Annotated in this window: 16 protein-coding genes; 3 read left to right on the top strand and 13 right to left on the bottom strand. The window is 57.5% G+C overall.

The window, feature by feature from the left end:
* Positions 1-25 precede the first annotated feature (25 nt).
* Entirely contained in the window at positions 26-1,204 is a 1,179-nt protein-coding gene (gene tsgA, locus B4M48_RS05775) for an MFS transporter TsgA (RefSeq protein WP_039380910.1), read from the top strand.
* A 91-nt stretch (positions 1,205-1,295) separates the two neighbouring features.
* Here the strand turns inward: tsgA and trpS are convergent, their stop codons facing one another.
* The 12 genes from trpS to pilM all read right to left on the bottom strand — a co-directional run bounded on the left by trpS (position 1,296) and on the right by pilM (position 11,321).
* Positions 1,296-2,300, bottom strand: coding sequence for a tryptophan--tRNA ligase (gene trpS / locus B4M48_RS05770; protein ID WP_250341309.1), 1,005 nt, complete (start codon positions 2,298-2,300; stop codon positions 1,296-1,298).
* 15 nt (positions 2,301-2,315) lie between these two features.
* Positions 2,316-2,993, bottom strand: coding sequence for a phosphoglycolate phosphatase (locus B4M48_RS05765; RefSeq protein ID WP_288656214.1), 678 nt, complete (start codon positions 2,991-2,993; stop codon positions 2,316-2,318).
* On the bottom strand, positions 2,977-3,660 hold the full coding sequence (gene rpe, locus B4M48_RS05760) for a ribulose-phosphate 3-epimerase (protein ID WP_039380919.1): 684 nt from the start codon (positions 3,658-3,660) through the stop codon (positions 2,977-2,979). Before rpe ends, B4M48_RS05765 begins: the two co-directional genes overlap by 17 nt.
* A gap of 65 nt (positions 3,661-3,725) precedes the next feature.
* Positions 3,726-4,535: an adenine-specific DNA-methyltransferase gene (dam, locus tag B4M48_RS05755; RefSeq protein WP_039380921.1), complete on the bottom strand. Its 810-nt coding sequence runs from the start codon at positions 4,533-4,535 to the stop codon at positions 3,726-3,728.
* Between the two features lie 94 nt (positions 4,536-4,629).
* Complete coding sequence (locus B4M48_RS05750; RefSeq protein WP_288656211.1) at positions 4,630-5,661, bottom strand: SPOR domain-containing protein; 1,032 nt, start codon at positions 5,659-5,661, stop codon at positions 4,630-4,632.
* A 120-nt stretch (positions 5,662-5,781) separates the two neighbouring features.
* The gene (gene aroB, locus B4M48_RS05745; protein ID WP_039380926.1) at positions 5,782-6,870 is read right to left on the bottom strand and encodes a 3-dehydroquinate synthase; all 1,089 of its coding nucleotides are present in this window, start codon (positions 6,868-6,870) and stop codon (positions 5,782-5,784) included.
* A gap of 39 nt (positions 6,871-6,909) precedes the next feature.
* The gene (gene aroK / locus B4M48_RS05740) at positions 6,910-7,431 is read right to left on the bottom strand and encodes a shikimate kinase AroK (protein WP_039380929.1); all 522 of its coding nucleotides are present in this window, start codon (positions 7,429-7,431) and stop codon (positions 6,910-6,912) included.
* A gap of 483 nt (positions 7,432-7,914) precedes the next feature.
* The gene (hofQ, locus tag B4M48_RS05735; RefSeq protein WP_071669289.1) at positions 7,915-9,174 is read right to left on the bottom strand and encodes a DNA uptake porin HofQ; all 1,260 of its coding nucleotides are present in this window, start codon (positions 9,172-9,174) and stop codon (positions 7,915-7,917) included.
* Positions 9,092-9,499: a HofP DNA utilization family protein gene (locus B4M48_RS05730; protein ID WP_039380932.1), complete on the bottom strand. Its 408-nt coding sequence runs from the start codon at positions 9,497-9,499 to the stop codon at positions 9,092-9,094. The genes hofQ and B4M48_RS05730 overlap by 83 nt, the downstream gene beginning before the upstream one ends.
* Complete coding sequence (locus B4M48_RS05725) at positions 9,489-9,977, bottom strand: hypothetical protein (protein ID WP_071669288.1); 489 nt, start codon at positions 9,975-9,977, stop codon at positions 9,489-9,491. Before B4M48_RS05725 ends, B4M48_RS05730 begins: the two co-directional genes overlap by 11 nt.
* A complete protein-coding gene (locus tag B4M48_RS05720) occupies positions 9,970-10,512 on the bottom strand; it encodes a PilN domain-containing protein (protein ID WP_071669287.1) in 543 nt (180 codons plus the stop codon). The genes B4M48_RS05725 and B4M48_RS05720 overlap by 8 nt, the downstream gene beginning before the upstream one ends.
* The gene (gene pilM, locus B4M48_RS05715; RefSeq protein WP_039380938.1) at positions 10,506-11,321 is read right to left on the bottom strand and encodes a pilus assembly protein PilM; all 816 of its coding nucleotides are present in this window, start codon (positions 11,319-11,321) and stop codon (positions 10,506-10,508) included. The genes B4M48_RS05720 and pilM overlap by 7 nt, the downstream gene beginning before the upstream one ends.
* 153 nt (positions 11,322-11,474) lie before the next feature.
* Between pilM and mrcA the strand changes: the two genes are divergently transcribed.
* Entirely contained in the window at positions 11,475-14,024 is a 2,550-nt protein-coding gene (gene mrcA, locus B4M48_RS05710; protein WP_039380941.1) for a peptidoglycan glycosyltransferase/peptidoglycan DD-transpeptidase MrcA, read from the top strand.
* A gap of 30 nt (positions 14,025-14,054) precedes the next feature.
* Here mrcA and nudE read toward each other — a convergent pair whose 3' ends face one another.
* Positions 14,055-14,621: an ADP compounds hydrolase NudE gene (gene nudE, locus B4M48_RS05705; protein ID WP_039380943.1), complete on the bottom strand. Its 567-nt coding sequence runs from the start codon at positions 14,619-14,621 to the stop codon at positions 14,055-14,057.
* Positions 14,622-15,009: 388 nt separating this feature from the next.
* Between nudE and B4M48_RS05700 the strand changes: the two genes are divergently transcribed.
* The gene (locus B4M48_RS05700; protein WP_071669286.1) at positions 15,010-17,145 is read left to right on the top strand and encodes an intracellular growth attenuator family protein; all 2,136 of its coding nucleotides are present in this window, start codon (positions 15,010-15,012) and stop codon (positions 17,143-17,145) included.
* Positions 17,146-17,175 lie beyond the last annotated feature (30 nt).

The following is a 17,175-nucleotide window of genomic DNA, read 5'->3' as shown; positions in this document are numbered from 1 at the left end:
CATCGTCCCCCCACAGGTTATGAACATGACAAACCGTAATCGCATCGGCCTTACCTGGATCAGCTTTTTCTCTTATGCGCTCACTGGCGCACTGGTGATTGTGACCGGTATGGTGCTGGATAATATCGCGCAATATTTCCAGCTACCCATCTCAGAGATGAGTAACACTTTTACTTTCCTTAACGCCGGCATTCTGGTTGCCGTTTTCCTGAACGCCTGGCTGATGGTGATTGTGCCGCTGAAACGCCAGCTGATTTTCGGCTTTGTGCTGATGATTCTGGCGGTAGCGGGCCTGATGACCAGCCATAACCTGCAGGTCTTTTCACTCTGCATGTTTATTCTGGGCGTGGTTAGCGGCATTACCATGTCAATTGGTACCTTCCTGATCACCCATATCTATGACGGTCGCCAGCGCGGTTCACGCCTGCTGTTTACTGATTCATTTTTCAGCATGGCCGGCACGATTTTCCCGATTATTGCTGGCGTACTGCTGGCGCGGGCGCTGCCGTGGTACTGGGTATATGCCTGTATCGGCGTTATCTATCTGGCTATTTTTGTTCTGACGCTGATGGTGGAGTTTCCGGTTCTCAAAAGTGAAGCGGCCGTTCAGGGTGGGGAAAAAGAGAAATGGGGCGTGGGCGTGCTGTTCCTCTCCATCGCCGCGCTCTGTTATATCCTGGGTCAGCTGGGCTTTATCTCCTGGGTGCCGGAGTATGCAACCAAATCGATGGGCATGGATATCGCCTCTGCCGGGCAGCTGGTCGGCAACTTCTGGACCGCTTACATGGTCGGTATGTGGGCGTTTAGCTTCCTGCTGCGCTTCTTTGACCTGCAGCGCATCCTGATGGTGCTGGCTGCGCTGGCCACCGGCCTGATGTACTGGTTTGTCTCCTCTCAGGAGGCGGGCATGCTGCACTGGATCATTATGGCACTGGGTTTCTTCTCCAGCGCGATTTATACCACCATCATTACGCTGGGATCGCTGCAGACCAAAGCGGCCTCGCCTAAGCTGGTTAACTTTATTCTGACCTGCGGCACCGTGGGCACCATGCTGACCTTTGTGGTTACCGGACCGATAGTGGCTAAAGGTGGCGCACATGCGGCGCTCTCTACTGCCAACGGCCTTTATGCCGTGGTGTTTATCATGTGCGTGCTGCTCGGCTTTGTCACTAAGCACCGTCAGCACGGTCATGTGACCCACTGATGATACCGGCACTGCCGCCTTGCGCGGCAGATGCGACCCAATAAAAAGGCGAGCCGGAAGGCTCGCCTTTTTTTACGTCATCCGCGCCGGTTTACGGCTGTGCGACGAACCCGACGGCGTCGTACACTTTCTTCAGCGTTTCCTGCGCGTGCGCGCGCGCTTTAGCTGCGCCGTCACGCATTACCTGGTTGAGCAGCGCTTCATCATTGCGGAAGTGGTGATAGCGCGCCTGCAGCTCGGTCAGCATGCCGGATACCGCCTCGGCAACGTCGCCCTTAAGGTGCCCGTACATTTTTCCCTCAAACTGCTGTTCAAGCTCCGCAATCGATTTGCCGGTAACGCCTGAGAGAATATCCAGCAGGTTGGAGACGCCCGCCTTCTCTTTGACATCATAGCGCACCACCGGCGGCTCTTCGGAGTCAGTAACCGCACGCTTGATCTTCTTCACGACCGATTTGGTATCTTCCAGCAGGCCGATAACGTTGTTGCGGTTGTCATCCGACTTGGACATCTTTTTCGTCGGCTCCAGCAGCGACATTACGCGCGCGCCCGATTTCGGAATAAACGGCTCCGGAACCTTAAACACGTCACCATAAAGCGCGTTGAAACGGGCAGCGATATCGCGGCTCAGCTCCAGATGCTGCTTCTGATCTTCGCCTACCGGAACCTGATTGGTCTGATACAGCAGAATATCGGCCGCCATCAGCACCGGGTAGTCAAACAGACCGGCGTTGATATTCTCTTCATAGCGGGCAGATTTATCCTTGAATTGTGTCATACGGCTCAGCTCGCCAAAGTAGGCGTAGCAGTTCAGGATCCAGCTCAGCTGCGTATGCTCCGGCACGTGCGACTGAACAAAAATAGTGCTTTTTTCCGGGTCAATGCCGCAGGCCAGATAGAGCGCCAGCGTATCCAGCGTCGCTTTACGCAGCGTGGCCGGGTCCTGACGCACGGTGATCGCGTGCAGATCGACGATGCAGTAAATGCAGTGATAGTCATCCTGCATCTGCACCCACTGACGCAGCGCACCCATATAGTTGCCAATGGTCAGTTCACCTGAAGGCTGGGCGCCGCTGAAAACGATGGGTTTGCTCATGTTATATCCTGATAATCACAGCCCGAGTGCGGGCAGAAGTTCGCCAAAAGTGTCGAGAGTTAAATCGGGCCGGCTGGTGGTAATAGACTCACCGTAGTTGTAGCCAAACGTCATACCGACATTCGGTACACCGGCAGCCTGTGCCGCGAGGATATCATTGCGTGAATCCCCGACAAACAGCAATTGTTCCGGCAGTACGCCGAAATGGCCCAGCACCAGGAAGATGCCGGCCGGATGCGGTTTTTTCACCGCTACGTCATCACCGCCGATAATCAGTGAAAAAGAGTCGCTGATGCCGAGAGAGGCCAGCAGCGGAGCGACAAACGGCGTTGGTTTATTGGTAACGATAGCGAGAGGTAATCCCTGGTCGCGCAGCGCGAGCAGCGTCTCTTTTACCTGCGGAAACAGCGTGCTGCCTGACTCAACCGTGTCAGCGTAGTGCCGGTCAAAACAGGCGCGTGCGTCACGCTGCTCTTCCGCATGCGGCTCGCGGCCCAGCGCCCAGGTCAGGGCGCGCGCCATCATAATATCGGCACCGTTACCTATCCAGGTTGATGCCCGCTCAATGCCCGGCGCCGGCAGCTGCAGATCGCCCAGCGCCCGATCGATCGCCTGTGACAGGCCCGGTGCGCTATGCACCAGCGTTCCGTCAAGGTCAAAGGCCAGCGCGCAGATATCAGTGAAATGAGCCATTAACTTTCTCCAGTTCCGTGCGCATTTCATCGATAACTTTTTTGTAATCGGGATGACCGAAGATGGCCGAACCGGCGACAAACATATCTGCGCCGGCGGCAGCAATCTGTCCGATATTGTCGATTTTTACACCGCCATCCACTTCGAGCCGGATGTCATAGCCGCTCTGATCGATCAGCCGGCGCGCCTCGCGCAGTTTATCCAGCGTGCCCGGTATGAATGACTGGCCGCCAAAGCCGGGATTGACCGACATCAGCAGAATGATATCCAGCTTATCCATCACGTAATCAAGGTAGCTCAGCGGCGTTGCCGGATTAAACACCAGGCCCGCCTTACAGCCATGCTCTTTGATGAGCTGCAGCGTGCGATCCACGTGGTCACTGGCTTCCGGGTGGAATGTGATATAGCTGGCACCCGCTTTCGCAAACTCCGGGATAAGCGCATCCACTGGCTTGACCATCAGGTGCACATCAATCGGTGCCGTAATGCCGTAGTCACGCAGCGCTTTCAGCACCATAGGTCCCATCGTCAGATTGGGCACATAGTGATTATCCATCACATCGAAATGCACGACATCGCCGCCTGCCGCCAGTGCTTTGGCGGTATCTTCACCCAGACGGGCAAAGTCAGCGGCAAGAATTGAAGGGGCCAGTAAAAATTGTTTCATCCGATTCTCCCAATGTTGTGCGCCAGTCTCAGCTGACGTAATGCGTTGGTCGCGGACGAAACAGGCTAGCGGAAAAGCGCCAGCAGTTCGTCCACCTGCGTACGACCACTTATGCTTCGGCTGATAGAACGCCGGGCTTTTACTACATGTAAATCCGCGTTCTGATACCACTCCCGGGTCAGCAGCGTATCGTGATTGGAAATCAGGACCGGTATCTGGCTCTTAGCCAGCTTCCCGGCCAGCTCCGCGAGATGCTGCTGCTCGCGCAGGCTGAAACTGTTGGTGTGATAGGCCGTGAAGTTGGCCGTTGCCGACAGCGGTGCATAGGGCGGATCGCAATAGACCACCGAGCCTGCAGCAGCGCTGTTCAGGGTAACATCGTACGATTCGCAGACAAAGGTCGCTTTCTGCGCGCGCTCTGCAAACCAGAGTAGTTCAGCTTCCGGAAAGTAGGGTTTGCGGTAGCGGCCAAAAGGCACGTTAAATTCACCGCGCAGGTTGTAGCGACACAGGCCGTTATAGCCGTGACGATTCAGATAGAGGAACAGCACGGCGCGCTGGTAGGGATCGCGGCTGGCGTTAAATGCCAGCCGCTGCGCATAATAGTGCTCAGCGCTGTTTCCTTCCGGCGTAAACAGCTGACGCGCATCCGCAATAAATGTCTGCGTACGCGTTTTGACAATGTTGTAGAGGTTAATGAGATCGCCGTTGATGTCCGCCAGATGGTAGCGGTCATAATCGGTATTGAGAAATACGGAACCGGCGCCCACAAAAGGCTCAACTAAGCAGTCGCCTTGTGGCAGGTGACGACGAATATCGTCAAGCAGTGGGTATTTCCCACCGGCCCATTTCAGGAAAGCGCGATTTTTTTTCATGCTGTCGTGGTTATTACATCTTCATTGTAGCTGTGGTGAAACCGACAGCAGATCTGCGCTTAAACGGGGCCGCAGCAGCGGGCCCCACATCAATTTACTGACTCTCTTTCTTAACCTGGCTCAGCGGTTTTACCCACGGATTAACCGCACGTACTTCTGCAGGCAGCGCAGCCGCAGCCCGTTTCGCTTCGGCAGGCGTCGCGTAAGCGCCACTGACCAGCACGTACCAGGGCTGACCGTTACGTGTGGTTTTATACACGTGATAGCCGCTCAGATTCTGTTTTTTTGCCCACGCCGTCAGGCTCTCCTGCTTCGACGCTCCGCTCAGCTGCAGCGTATAGTTGCCACCCGAAAGCAGAGACTTGCTGGCGCTGCTGGCAGGCGGGTTGTGCGCCGCCGTGGTGTGGGTCTGGCTCTCGCGGGTCGCAGACGGTTTTGCCGCAGCCGCTGGTTTATGGCTGGTACCGGATGCGGTGGAGCGTGAATTATTGCTGCTGGCACGCGGCGCATTATCCGCCCGCACAGCTGGCGGCGTAACCGCTTTTCCTGCTGTGCTGCCAGCATTACCGCTTACGGTAGCCGGCGCGGTGGGCAGAGAAGAGCCGCCCTGCGCACCCTGGGCGGCAGCATCTACCGAGCCCTGCTGATTACTCAGCGCGCTGTTGAGATCGCCTGGCAGCGTGACGCGCTGCTGATTCGCAGGCGCCTCTGTTACCTGCGCCTGCGTTGGCGTGGATGACACGGAAGGCATTGAGATCGCCTGCCCTTCACTGCCGGCTGCCGGCTGCGTCGTATCCTGTGGCGCGCTGCCTTCAGCCGTTGGGGCCGCTGCCTGCTGGCCGCTCATGGAGGTGGAGTCAGAGAGATCGATATGTTTTTCACTGCCGCCAGATGTCGACGCACTGCCGCTGCTGCGGTTAGCCGCGGGTTTATCATCCGGCCCGGTCAGCGCTGAACCAATGCCCAGCACCAGAACCAGCAACACCAGAATGCCAATCCCCATCATCATATGCTGACGGGAGACCGGCGCTTTGGCCTTTGGCGCAGAAGACGCTTTACGGGATCGCGCGGGACGGCGATCGCTGGCATCAGGTTTTAACTCATCTTCCGGTTTGAACTCATCCATCTCGCCTCCTCCGTAAAACGGTGCGTCTCCGACACACCGTATCACAACGTTCTTCTTCAGCCTGAACTTGCCTGCCGCAGCGTTATATGACGGTCTGCTGTCAGAACGCTACATTCGCGCTCAGTTACTGCGACAATCGTTAATTGCAGCCAGCACCATATCATGTGCAACACCGGCACGCACTTCAGAGCGACCAATAGCGAGAGGCAGCACCAGACGCAGCTCGCCCCCGATCACTTTTTTGTCGCGCATCATGTGCGGCAGATACGCTTCAGCTGTCATCTCAGCGGGACCGGTTACCGGCAAGCCAGCACGCTGCAGCAGCGCAATCACGCGTTCGCTCTCTGCTGCGGTAAATTGCCCCAGCCGTTGCGCCGTACGCGCGGCCATCACCATACCTGCGGCCACGGCTTCGCCATGTAGCCAGTTGCCATAGCCCATATGCGCTTCAATCGCATGACCAAACGTATGGCCCAGATTGAGCAGCGCACGCTGGCCGTTTTCACGCTCGTCGGCAGCAACCACTTCCGCTTTCAGCTCGCAGCAGCGGCGAATACACCAGGCGATTGCGCGCGCATCCAGCGCCAGCAGCGCATCAAGATTTTGCTCCAGCCAGTGGAAGAATTCACCGTCCAGAATAATGCCGTATTTGATCACCTCTGCCAGGCCAGACGCCAGCTCGCGCGGCGGTAGCGTGGAGAGACAATCCGTGTCGATGACCACCGAGGCGGGCTGATAAAACGCGCCAATCATGTTTTTACCGAGCGGATGATTGACGGCGGTTTTTCCGCCTACTGACGAGTCAACCTGCGCCAGCAGCGTGGTGGGCACCTGAATAAATCGGACGCCGCGCTGATAGCTGGCAGCGGCAAATCCGGTGAGATCGCCAATCACGCCGCCACCCAGCGCAATCAGCGTGGTGTCGCGGCCGTGCGGCTTCTGCAGCAGCGCGGTAAAGACCTCATCCATGACGGTCAGCGTTTTATACTGCTCACCGTCAGGCAAAATCACCTGATCAACATGGATGCCCGCCTGGGTCAGCAGCGTTGCGACTTTCCCGAGATAGAGCGGGGCCAGCGTCTGGTTGGTTACCAGCATGGCGCGATCGCCTGCCTTCAGCGGCCAAAAAGAAGCCGGATCCTTAAACAATCCGGCAGCAATGGTAATGGGGTAACTACGATCCCCCAGTGAGACAGTGATCTTCTCCATGATGACCGATACCTGTTGCTGAGCCCTCAGGATGCTGGATTAATTTTTTTCCAGCATGTTGATGATCTGATTGGCGACCACTTTGGCACTTTGATCATCAGTGCGAATAGTGACGTCAGCGATCTCTTCATAAAGCGGATTGCGTTCATCTGCCAGTGCTTCGAGCACTTCACGAGGCGGTTCATCAACCTGCAGCAGCGGGCGCTTTTTATCGCGCTGCGTGCGGGCAAGCTGCTTTTCGATGGTGGTTTCCAGATAGACAACCACGCCGCGGGCGGAGAGACGATTGCGCGTTTCACGGGATTTGACGGAACCGCCGCCGGTCGCCAGTACGATGCCTTGTTTCTCGGTCAGCTCGTTAATGATTTTTTCTTCGCGATCGCGGAAACCAGCTTCGCCTTCCACATCAAATACCCAGCCTACATCCGCTCCGGTACGTCGCTCAATTTCCTGATCGGAATCGAAAAATTCCATATTGAGTTGCTGAGCTAACTGACGACCAATAGTGCTTTTGCCGGCACCCATCGGCCCAACCAGAAAGATATTGCGTTTCTCTGCCATTTTGTCGGTATTACTAAGAATTCGTTGATGATACCCCGCGTTCAGCGCGTTGCTGGCGGGACAGGAACTGAGACCTCATAAGCATTAGCAAGAGTCAGATAGAAAATTATCTCAACACTCATGGCCGTTTGGCAACCGAATAAATCGCCTCCGGCAACCTGCACACAGGTATGGTCTTTGGTTCGCGAGACGGTAACGCTCTTCCTTACGTGCCTTCATTAAACGGGCTACAGCTGCGCAGGCCGGGGGTTGCCGGTGCTTATCATCGGCTGATATTAGCGCTGAAAACGGCCCTTTATCTGCTTGCTGCTGCCCACTTTATGCTGGCATATTTCTTTTTTGACGCCAGTATCGCTTGTGACTGACGCCCGTCGGAAGATTATCCTGCCGCGTACCGCTACACCGTTTTAAAATCGCTAAACCTTGTAAGCTAATTCCTCTCTGGCGTCAACGCGCACGGCACTACAGAACGAATTTTCCGCTTTATCCGGCAGAAAGCGCTGCTTCCCTGACCAGTCTGGGGGTAATAAAGATAACCAGCTCACGTTTTTTCTGCTCCTGCAGCTGCTGCCGGAACAGCGCGCCCAGCAGCGGCACTTCTCCCAGCCACGGCACGCGCTTTTCACTCTGCGTGCGCTGCTGCTGAAAAATGCCGCCCAGCGCCAGCGTTTCGCCATCACGCAGCGTCACCTGCGTCTCAATTTCCTGCTTTTCAATGCTCAGCACCTGGTTCTCTCCCAGCGTCAGGCTGCGGCCAGGCATGTTCTGGCTCAGCCGCAGCCGCAGCTGAATGCGACCGTTGCCCAGAACCGTGGGAGTGACCTCCATACCCAGCACCGCCTCTTTGAACTCGATTGCCGTCGCACCGCTGTTGCCTGACTTCACCTCGTACGGAATTTCGGTGCCCTGTTTGATGGTGGCCGTCTGCTGATGCGCAGTAAAGAGCCGCGGGCTGGCGATGATATCGATCTGATTCTCCTGCTCCAGCGCGCTCAGCTCAAGATTCAGCAATTCACCGCTCATTTTACCCAGCGTCACCCCGGCGCGCAGTGCTGGCGTACTGACCGCCAGCGGCAGGCTAAGCTGCGGATTGCGCAGCGTCGCCGCTACCGCATCTGCCGGAGAGAGCTGCCAGCTGACGCCCAGTTCACGCAGATGCTCTTCGTTAAGCGTCACGATATGCGCCTGCAGCTCCACCTGCTCCAGCGGCCGGTCGAGGGCTTTGATCCAGCGCGTCGTGCTTTCCAGAGCCGGTGCCGTGTCGCGCAGCAGCAGTGAGTTAGTACGGCTATCGACCGTGACGCTCCCGCGTGCTGACATCAGTGAAGGCTCTCCCTGCAGGCTGCGGTGAATATCGCTGGCGCTGGCATAATGAAGCGTAACGGTGCGCTGCTCCAGCGTCCGCTGCGCCTGTTTATCTTCCTGCTCCTGCCGGACCCGCTGCATCTGACGCTGCTGCCAGCTTTGCGGATAGACCAGCAGCACCCCCTCCTCTTCTATCAGAACAAGATCGGTCAGGCGGGAAATCAGCGACAGGGCATGCTCTGCGCTTACCTTCTCCAGGCGCAGCGACAGTCGTCCCTCAACCCCGGGCGCAATCAGCAGATTAGTCTGCTGATAATCCGCCAGCGCCTGCAGAATGCGCTCTACCGGCGCATCGTCAAATACCAGGCTCAGCGTGCTGGTCTGCGCCTGCAGCGGGGTGCTTAACATAAGCCCCAGCAGCATCACGATCCGTTTCATAAAAGCCTCCTTTAATTACCCAAACGATCTGTTGCTTCACACAGCGGCGCGGCGCGGTTAACGTCAGCGTGCGCGCGGTTATCCCCGCGACCTGCCAGGGATAAACCGGAAAAGGAATGGATGGCTCCAGCCGGTAGCTTTTCCCCTCGGGCGATATTACCCAGGCGACAAAGTGGGGTGCGCGACCTGCCACGCCCTGCAGACGCCAGTTCTGCGGCGTGGCGGCAGGCGGTTCGCAGGCGCGGGTGGTCAGAGGGACGAAAGGATTGCGTGCTGCGACGGCACCGACCCAGAGCAGCAGGCACAGCAGCGCGCTACTCCGCATCGGATTGCTCCAGCCACAGCTCTGCCGTCAGCAGACGCGCGCCGGACCGCAGTGAAAAACGCTGCGGTACCGGCTGAGCGGTTCCGGCCAGCTCACTGAACAGCGGCATAAATTCACGCCACTCCAGCTGCAGCACCAGTTCTGATGGCTGAGCCTGCGGCTGCCAGTTTTGCAGCTGCGCGCCACGCGTGTTCACCAGCTGCTCCAGCGATGCGCTGGCCGCGCTGCCGCGCTGCGGCATCTGTAACATAGCGATCTCCTGCGTAAGCGTGGCGACTGACGGCTGCAGCGCCTGCTGCAGCTGGCTTTGCTGCGCGGACAGCGCTGTCAGCGCTGTCCGCTGCTGTGCCAGCGCCTGCTGCTGGGGTTGCAGCAGCAGCAGCCAGAGCAGCAGCAGCACGGCTGCGGCAACCAGCGTGCTGCAACCGGCACGCCAGGCAAAAGGCCACAGCGCATAGCGCCACATCAGCTCATTCATTGCGCGGCTCCCGCATCCGCGCCTGCAGCGTGAAGCGGTATCGGCCATCGGACTGCCGGGTTATCGCCCTCTGCCTGACGGCGGCAAACAGCGGCTGTGCCAGCAACCGATGGCGCAGCTCGCTCACCGCAGCCACGCTGTCACTCCACCCTTCGACGCGCAGCAGCTGCTGCTGACGATCGATACGCTCCAGCCACAATGCATCCGGCAGCAACCCCGGCAGCTGCTGCCAGAAACGTTGCCAGTGCTGATACTGCAGCGCCACCTGCTGACGCTGCTGCTGTAAGTCCAGCAGCCTGTCGCGCACCTGCAGCAGTGATTGCTGTTGCGTGCGCAGGTGCCGCAGCGCGAGCAGTCGCTGCCGGGCCTGTTCTGTCGCGCTTTCAGCCTGAGTCAGCTGCTGTCTGCTATATCCTCCCAGCACCAGCGCAACGAGCAGCGGCAGCGTTAACGCGGTAATCAGCAGATATTTCGTCTGCCGGCAGCACTTCTGCCACTGCCGCTCACGCCACGGCAGCAGATTAACCCTTAGCATGAGCTGTCTCCGGGACGCAGCGCCAGTCCCAGCGCCAGCGTAAAGTCGCCCTGCTGTGCGGGCAGAGGCGGCTGCTGGTAGCGTAATAATGAGAGCGGCAGGCACAGCTTCGCCTGTAGTGTGGTCAGGGCTGACGAAGAGGTACAAAGCGAGTCCGATACCTGCGGAAAGAGCTGTGTAACAGTGTCTGCATCGAGCGCGCCTGTGACGCTCCCGCAGCGCAGCGCGCCATCATTAAACACCCAGAACCCGTGCTCGCCTGCCGGGTGGATCAGCAGCGTATGGGGGGCAAGCGGCAGCTGCTGTGCGACCTGCATCAGGGCCTGCGTGCTCAGTTCAAAGATGTCAGGCTCCAGACCCGCCTGCTGCAGCGGCTGCAGCCATTGCGCCATTACGTCCCGCCGTGCCGCCGTAACCTGCAGCCTGTTTTCAGCCGCGTCACACTGATAGTCAAACGCCAGCAGCGCGGTTTCCACCGGAAAGAGGGTACGGGCGGCGGCAGTGACATAACGATTTAAAGCGGGTTCGCGCAGCGAGGTGTCGGGCAGCGGCAAGGTCCGCTGCAGAACCAGCTGTGGCGGCAGGCCAACGCGCAGGGAAAACTGCGCCGGCAGCTGCCGCCGCCACGACGCTAACATCTCCTGTAACAGCGGCGAGCTTTGCAACACGCCGTTGCGTAACGTATCGTGCGGCAGCGCTTGCTGCCACCAGTGTCGCAGCTGCCAGCCATGACGACGGCGTTCAATACCCAGCGCACACAGGTGCCTGTTCTGAATATCCAGTCCAATTTGCCAGCGCTGAAAAGCCATACGCGCGATCTCCTTATCATCAAAGGTAAACGCTAAACCCGGCTATGCTGAATGACAGGCAAATGACGGGTATATCAAAGCGTCAGGCTTGCCTTTATACTACCGCGCGATTGTTTATAAACTGCCCAAACGCCAACAGATGGGAATTCTCAGGTGAAGTTCGTAAAGTATTTATTGATTCTTGCAGTGTGTTGCATTTTGCTGGGAGCCGGTACGGTTTATGGCTTGTACAAGTATATAGAGCCGCAGCTGCCCGATGTGAACACATTGAAAGATGTGCGTTTGCAGACGCCGATGCAGGTTTACAGCGCCGATGGCGAGCTGATCGCCCAGTATGGTGAAAAACGCCGCGTACCGCTGACGCTGAAGCAGATGCCGCCAGAGCTGATCAAAGCATTTATCGCGACCGAAGATAGCCGCTTTTATGAGCATCACGGCGTCGATCCGGTGGGGATTTTCCGTGCCGCCAGCATCGCGCTGATGTCAGGCCATGCGTCGCAGGGTGCCAGTACGATTACTCAGCAGCTGGCGCGTAACTTCTTTCTGAGCCCTGAACGTACGCTGATGCGTAAAATCAAGGAAGCGTTCCTGGCCATCCGCATTGAGCAGCTGCTGAGCAAAGATGAGATCCTTGAGCTTTACCTCAATAAAATCTATCTCGGCTATCGCGCGTATGGCGTTGGCGCGGCGGCGCAGGTCTATTTCGGTAAAACGGTCGATCAGCTGTCGCTGAGTGAAATGGCGATGATCGCTGGCCTGCCGAAAGCGCCCTCAACCTTCAACCCGCTCTATTCGCACAGCCGGGCACTGGCGCGTCGTAATGTGGTGCTGGCGCGCATGCTGGATCAGAACGACATCACACAGCAGCAGTATGAAGAGGCCCGTAATACGCCGCTGACCGCCAGCTATCACGGTCCTGAGATCGCCTTTTCTGCCCCTTATCTCAGTGAAATGGTGCGTCAGGAGATGGTGAAACGTTACGGCGATCGCGCCTATGACGACGGCTACAAGGTGTATACCACCGTAACCCGTCGCCTGCAGGAGGCGGCGCAGCAGGCGGTGCGTAATAACGTTATGGCTTATGATATGCGCCACGGCTATCGCGGCCCGACCGCCGTGTTATGGAAAGTGGGCGAGACCAGCTGGGATCAGCCGCGTATTCTTAAAACGCTGAAAACACTGCCCGCCTACGGACCGCTGAATGCCGCAGTGGTGACCAGCGCCAGCGCTCAGGAGGCCACGGCCTTACTGAAAGATGGCAGCACGGTCGCGCTGAAACTCTCCGGCGTGCGCTGGGCGCGCCCTTATAAATCAGACACGCTGCAGGGCCCGACGCCGCGCAGTATCACGCAGGTGCTGCAGGCTGGTCAGCAGATCTGGGTACGTAAAGTGGGCGATGAGTGGTGGCTGGGTCAGGTACCGCTGGTGAACTCTGCGCTGGTGTCGCTGAATCCGGAAGATGGCGCAGTGCGCGCGCTGGTGGGCGGATTCGATTTCAATCAGAGCATGTTTAACCGTGCCACCCAGGCGCTGCGCCAGGTGGGATCGAACATCAAGCCTTTCCTCTATACCGCCGCTATGGATCGTGGTCTGACGCTGGCTTCTATCCTCAACGATGTGCCGATTTCCCGCTGGGACGCCGGCGCAGGCGCAGACTGGCGGCCTAAAAACTCGCCGCCAACCTATGCTGGTCCTATCCGTTTACGGCAGGGGCTGGGAGAGTCTAAAAACGTGGTGATGGTACGCGCCATGCGCGCGATGGGCGTCGATTATGCTGCGGAATATCTGCAGCGCTTTGGCTTCCCGGCGCAAAATATTATTCATACCGAGTCGCTGGCGCTGGGTGCGGCTTCATTCACCCCACTGCAAGTGGCGCGTGGCTATGCGGTCATGGCAAACGGCGGTTTCCTGGTTGACCCCTATTTCATCACCCGCATTGAGGATGAGCAGGGAGGCGTGATTTTTGAAACAAAGCCTAAGATTGCCTGTCCGCAGTGTAATCTGCCGGTGATCTATGGTGATACGAAGAAGTCAGTTGCCCTGAATGAAGAGAGCGTGGAGAACGTCGCCACCTCTGATGAGTCGAAGAATCAGACGGTGCCACAGCCAGCGCTGGAGCAGGTTCCGGCACAGCCGCAGCCAGCAGGCGATCAGCAGTATGCGCCGCACGTGATTAATACCCCGCTCTCTTTCCTGATCAAAAGCGCGCTTAACTCCAATATCTTTGGCGAGCCGGGCTGGATGGGTACCGGCTGGCGTGCCGGACGCGATCTGAAGCGAAATGATATTGGCGGAAAAACCGGTACGACAAACAGCTCTAAAGATGCCTGGTTCTCCGGCTATGGCCCGGGTGTGGTGACGTCGGTCTGGATTGGCTTTGATGATTCACGCGCGCTGGGACGTTCAACCGTATCAGGTGCGATTCCGGATCAGATTTCCGGTTACGAGGGCGGAGCCAAGAGCGCGCAGCCGGCGTGGGATGACTATATGAAATCTGCGCTGGAGGGCGTACCGGTGCAGCCGCTGACGCCGCCGGAAGGCGTGGTCACCGTGACTATTGACCGGGCAACCGGCAAACTGGCTAACGGTGGTGGCAATACGCGTCAGGAGTATTTCATTGACGGCACGCAGCCGGTGGAATATAGCGTGCACGACGTCGGCACAACCATTATGGACAATGGCGAAAGCCACGAACTGTTCTGATAAACAGGCGCCTGCGGGCGCCTTTTTTATTCAGTAATCAAGCCGGCCCTGTTTTACCAGCCATTCGCGCACCAGAAACAGCGCACTGACGTTACGCGCTTCGCTGAAGTCGGGTTCTTCCAGCAGCGCCAGCAGGTTCTTCAGCGGCCAGCGCCGTACCACCAGCGGCTCCGGCTCATCCCCTTCCAGCTTCTCTTCATAGAGCCCTTCAGCCACCACGATATTCATTTTGCTGGAGAAATAAGAGGGTGCCATGGTGAGCTTGCCAAGGGCTTCAAGACGGGTCGCGCCGTAGCCAGCCTCTTCTTTGAGTTCCCGGTCGGCCGCTTCAAAGGCGCTTTCGCCCGGATCGATTAGCCCTTTTGGAAAACCAAGCTCATAGCTTTCCAGCCCCACCCCATATTCCTGAATCAGGATAACGTCGTCGCCGAGAATCGGCACAATCATTACCGCTTCGCGTTCAGAAGGCTTCATGCGCTCATAAACACGGCGTGCACCATTGCTGAAAGCGAGATCGACGGCTTCAATGGTAAACAGGCGGGAGCGGGCCACCGCTTCTACCTTGAGGATGTCAGGTTTTTTCAATGGAGTGGTCATATCAGCCTCAGACGTTGCACAACCTTGTGAAATGCGATAGCGCCAGCATACCGAAGGCCGCGCAAATGTGCGACAGGCAACGCAGGCTAAGCCGCTGCCGGATTGCGCGGCCCGCCGTATGGCGCGCTATGCGCTCGCTCGCTTTAAGCATAAGTCAACGCCTCAGCGCGAAATTCAGAAAATACCGATATTTAATTGAGTATTGCCTGGTTAACATCCTATCAGGGATTAATCTAATAATTTATAATCCGATGATTTAGCGCATTATTTTATCTGTGTTTCTTCTTGTCAGAACCTCTTCTGCTCGCCAGAATTGACACATCTTACGATTTTCGCCGGGAGTAGAACGTTAACGTGAAGGCATTTCGTTGGCTGGAATGAGCTGAGCATGAGCACTTTTATTGTCATCCTGACAGTGATGCTGATCGGCTCATCATTAGCAGGTATCACTTACTGGTACGCTATGCGGCATCGTCCGCCGTTAGCGCGACCTCTGCCGTTTATCAGTCCGCCCTGCCGCAAACTCTCTGATGATGAACGCATCGCAGTAGAAAAGTATCTGGCTGCGCTGGCAAAACGTCAGCCGCCGCGCACCCGCGCCCGCTTTGCTACGGAAGCGGAAGCGCTGACGCTGACGGCTCAGAGCAATCATGTCTACCCGGTTACCCGTTCCATCACCCGCTACGGTCTCTCAACCGACGATCCGCATAAATGGCGCTACTACCTGGATGAAGTGGAAGTGCATCTGCCACCGCTCTGGGAACAGTATATTGCCGATGAAAATTACGTTGAGCTGATCCGCACGCAGACGCTGCCGCTGGTCATCTCTCTGAATGGTCACTCGCTGGTTAACTACGCCATTGAGCAACCCGCCCTGCCGCCGCTGATCCAGCCTGCCAGTACCAACGCCTCTATCCGTAAAGCAGAGAGTGAAAACGTTGAGTTACTGCGGGTGCGCAAAGAGTCGCACGAGGAGTACCAGCTTTCGCGGCCTGACGGTACGCGTGAAGCGGTCGTTATCAGCTGCGCTTTTTTGCTGTTTTTTCTCGGTCTGGTGCTGCCGGGCAATCTCCTGCTCTGGCTGGTGGTGCCTGGCTGCGTAATGATCGCCGTCAGCCTCTGGTTCCTCTGTCGTTTTCCCGGTGAGAAAAGACTGCGTGATATTCACTGCCTGCGCGGTGCGCCGAAACGCTGGGGCCTGTTTGGTGAATCGAACCAGGAGCAGAGCAACATTTCGCTGGGCATTATCGATCTCATCTACCCGCCGCACTGGCAGCCTTATATCGCTCACGATCTGGGACAGATCACCGAAGTGGATATCTATCTGAACCGCCAGGTTGTGCGTCAGGGGCGTTTTTTGTCGCTGCAGGATGAAGTCAGGAATTTCCCGGTCCAGCGGTGGCGCAAGAATCTGGTACTGGCCTGCGGTTCACTGCTGGTACTGGCAATGCTGCTGACCTGGATCCCGCTCAGTATGCCGCTCAAGCTGAGCCTGGCCTGGGTCAAAGGCACGGAAAGTCTTGAGGTCGACAGCGTGGATAAGCTCTCTGCCCTGCCGCTGCACGTCGGCGATGTGCTCAGGGTGACGGGAACCGGTATGTGCTCGGTGCCAGGCAATTACCAGAGCAATCGCACCTACGCTTACATGCCTTTTGACTGCTCTGCTATCTACTGGAACAAAGCTGCTCCGCTGCCTCAGCCGCAGTCTGACATTATTGACAAGGCCGCTGCGCTGCTGGATACCACCCTGCGCCAGCTGCATCCGGAAACCAGTACCGATCCCAAGCTTAATCCGCAGCTCGCCTCAGCAATTCAGAAGTCAGGCATGATTTTGCTGGATGATTTTTCCGAGCTGGTGCTAAGGACGCAGGATCTCTGCAGCCAGCAGCAGGATTGCGTCCGGCTGAAAAATGCGCTGGTTAACCTGGGCAATGCAAAAGACTGGGATTCGCTGATCCACCGCGCGGACACCGGCAAACTCAGCGGCATGAATGTGCTGTTAAGGCCTGTCAGTGCCGAGGCGCTGGAGAATCTGGTGAATACCGCGACGTCGACCTTCTTTTCCCGTGAAACCCGTCGTGCGGCGGAAACGCTTAACAGCCCGCCGCCGGGCGGCTTTCTTATCATCAGCGATGAAGGCCGGCAGCTGGTGACGCAGCCGCAGCCTGCCGTCTCCCTGTTTGATCTGGACGCGCCTTCACAGTGGCGCGAGCTGCAGCGTATCGCGGGCATGCTGCTGCATACGCCGTTCAGCGCCAGCGGCATCATTACCAGTATGAGTACCGACGCTAACGGGACACGCCATATCATGCTGCATAACGAACCGGATGCCATGGCGCAATGGCGCTACATCGGCAGCGTTGTGCTGATGCTGATACTGCTGATTTCCGCGCTGGTGAACGGGTTACTGACGCTGCGTCGCATCCATCGTAACCGGCTGCGCATGGCTGAAATTCAGCAATATTACGATAAATGCTTTAACCACAATCTCAGCACTATGCAGAGTGTGCGCTCGCTGTTCTGACCCTCCGCCCTTCTGTGCTACCCTGACGCG

It is taken from the genome of Pantoea sp. UBA6567 (assembly GCF_002434165.1).
Taxonomy (GTDB): domain Bacteria; phylum Pseudomonadota; class Gammaproteobacteria; order Enterobacterales; family Enterobacteriaceae; genus Pantoea; species Pantoea eucrina.
The sequence above is the reverse complement of the archived record's forward strand: the minus strand, read 5'-3'. Positions and strand labels throughout refer to the sequence as shown.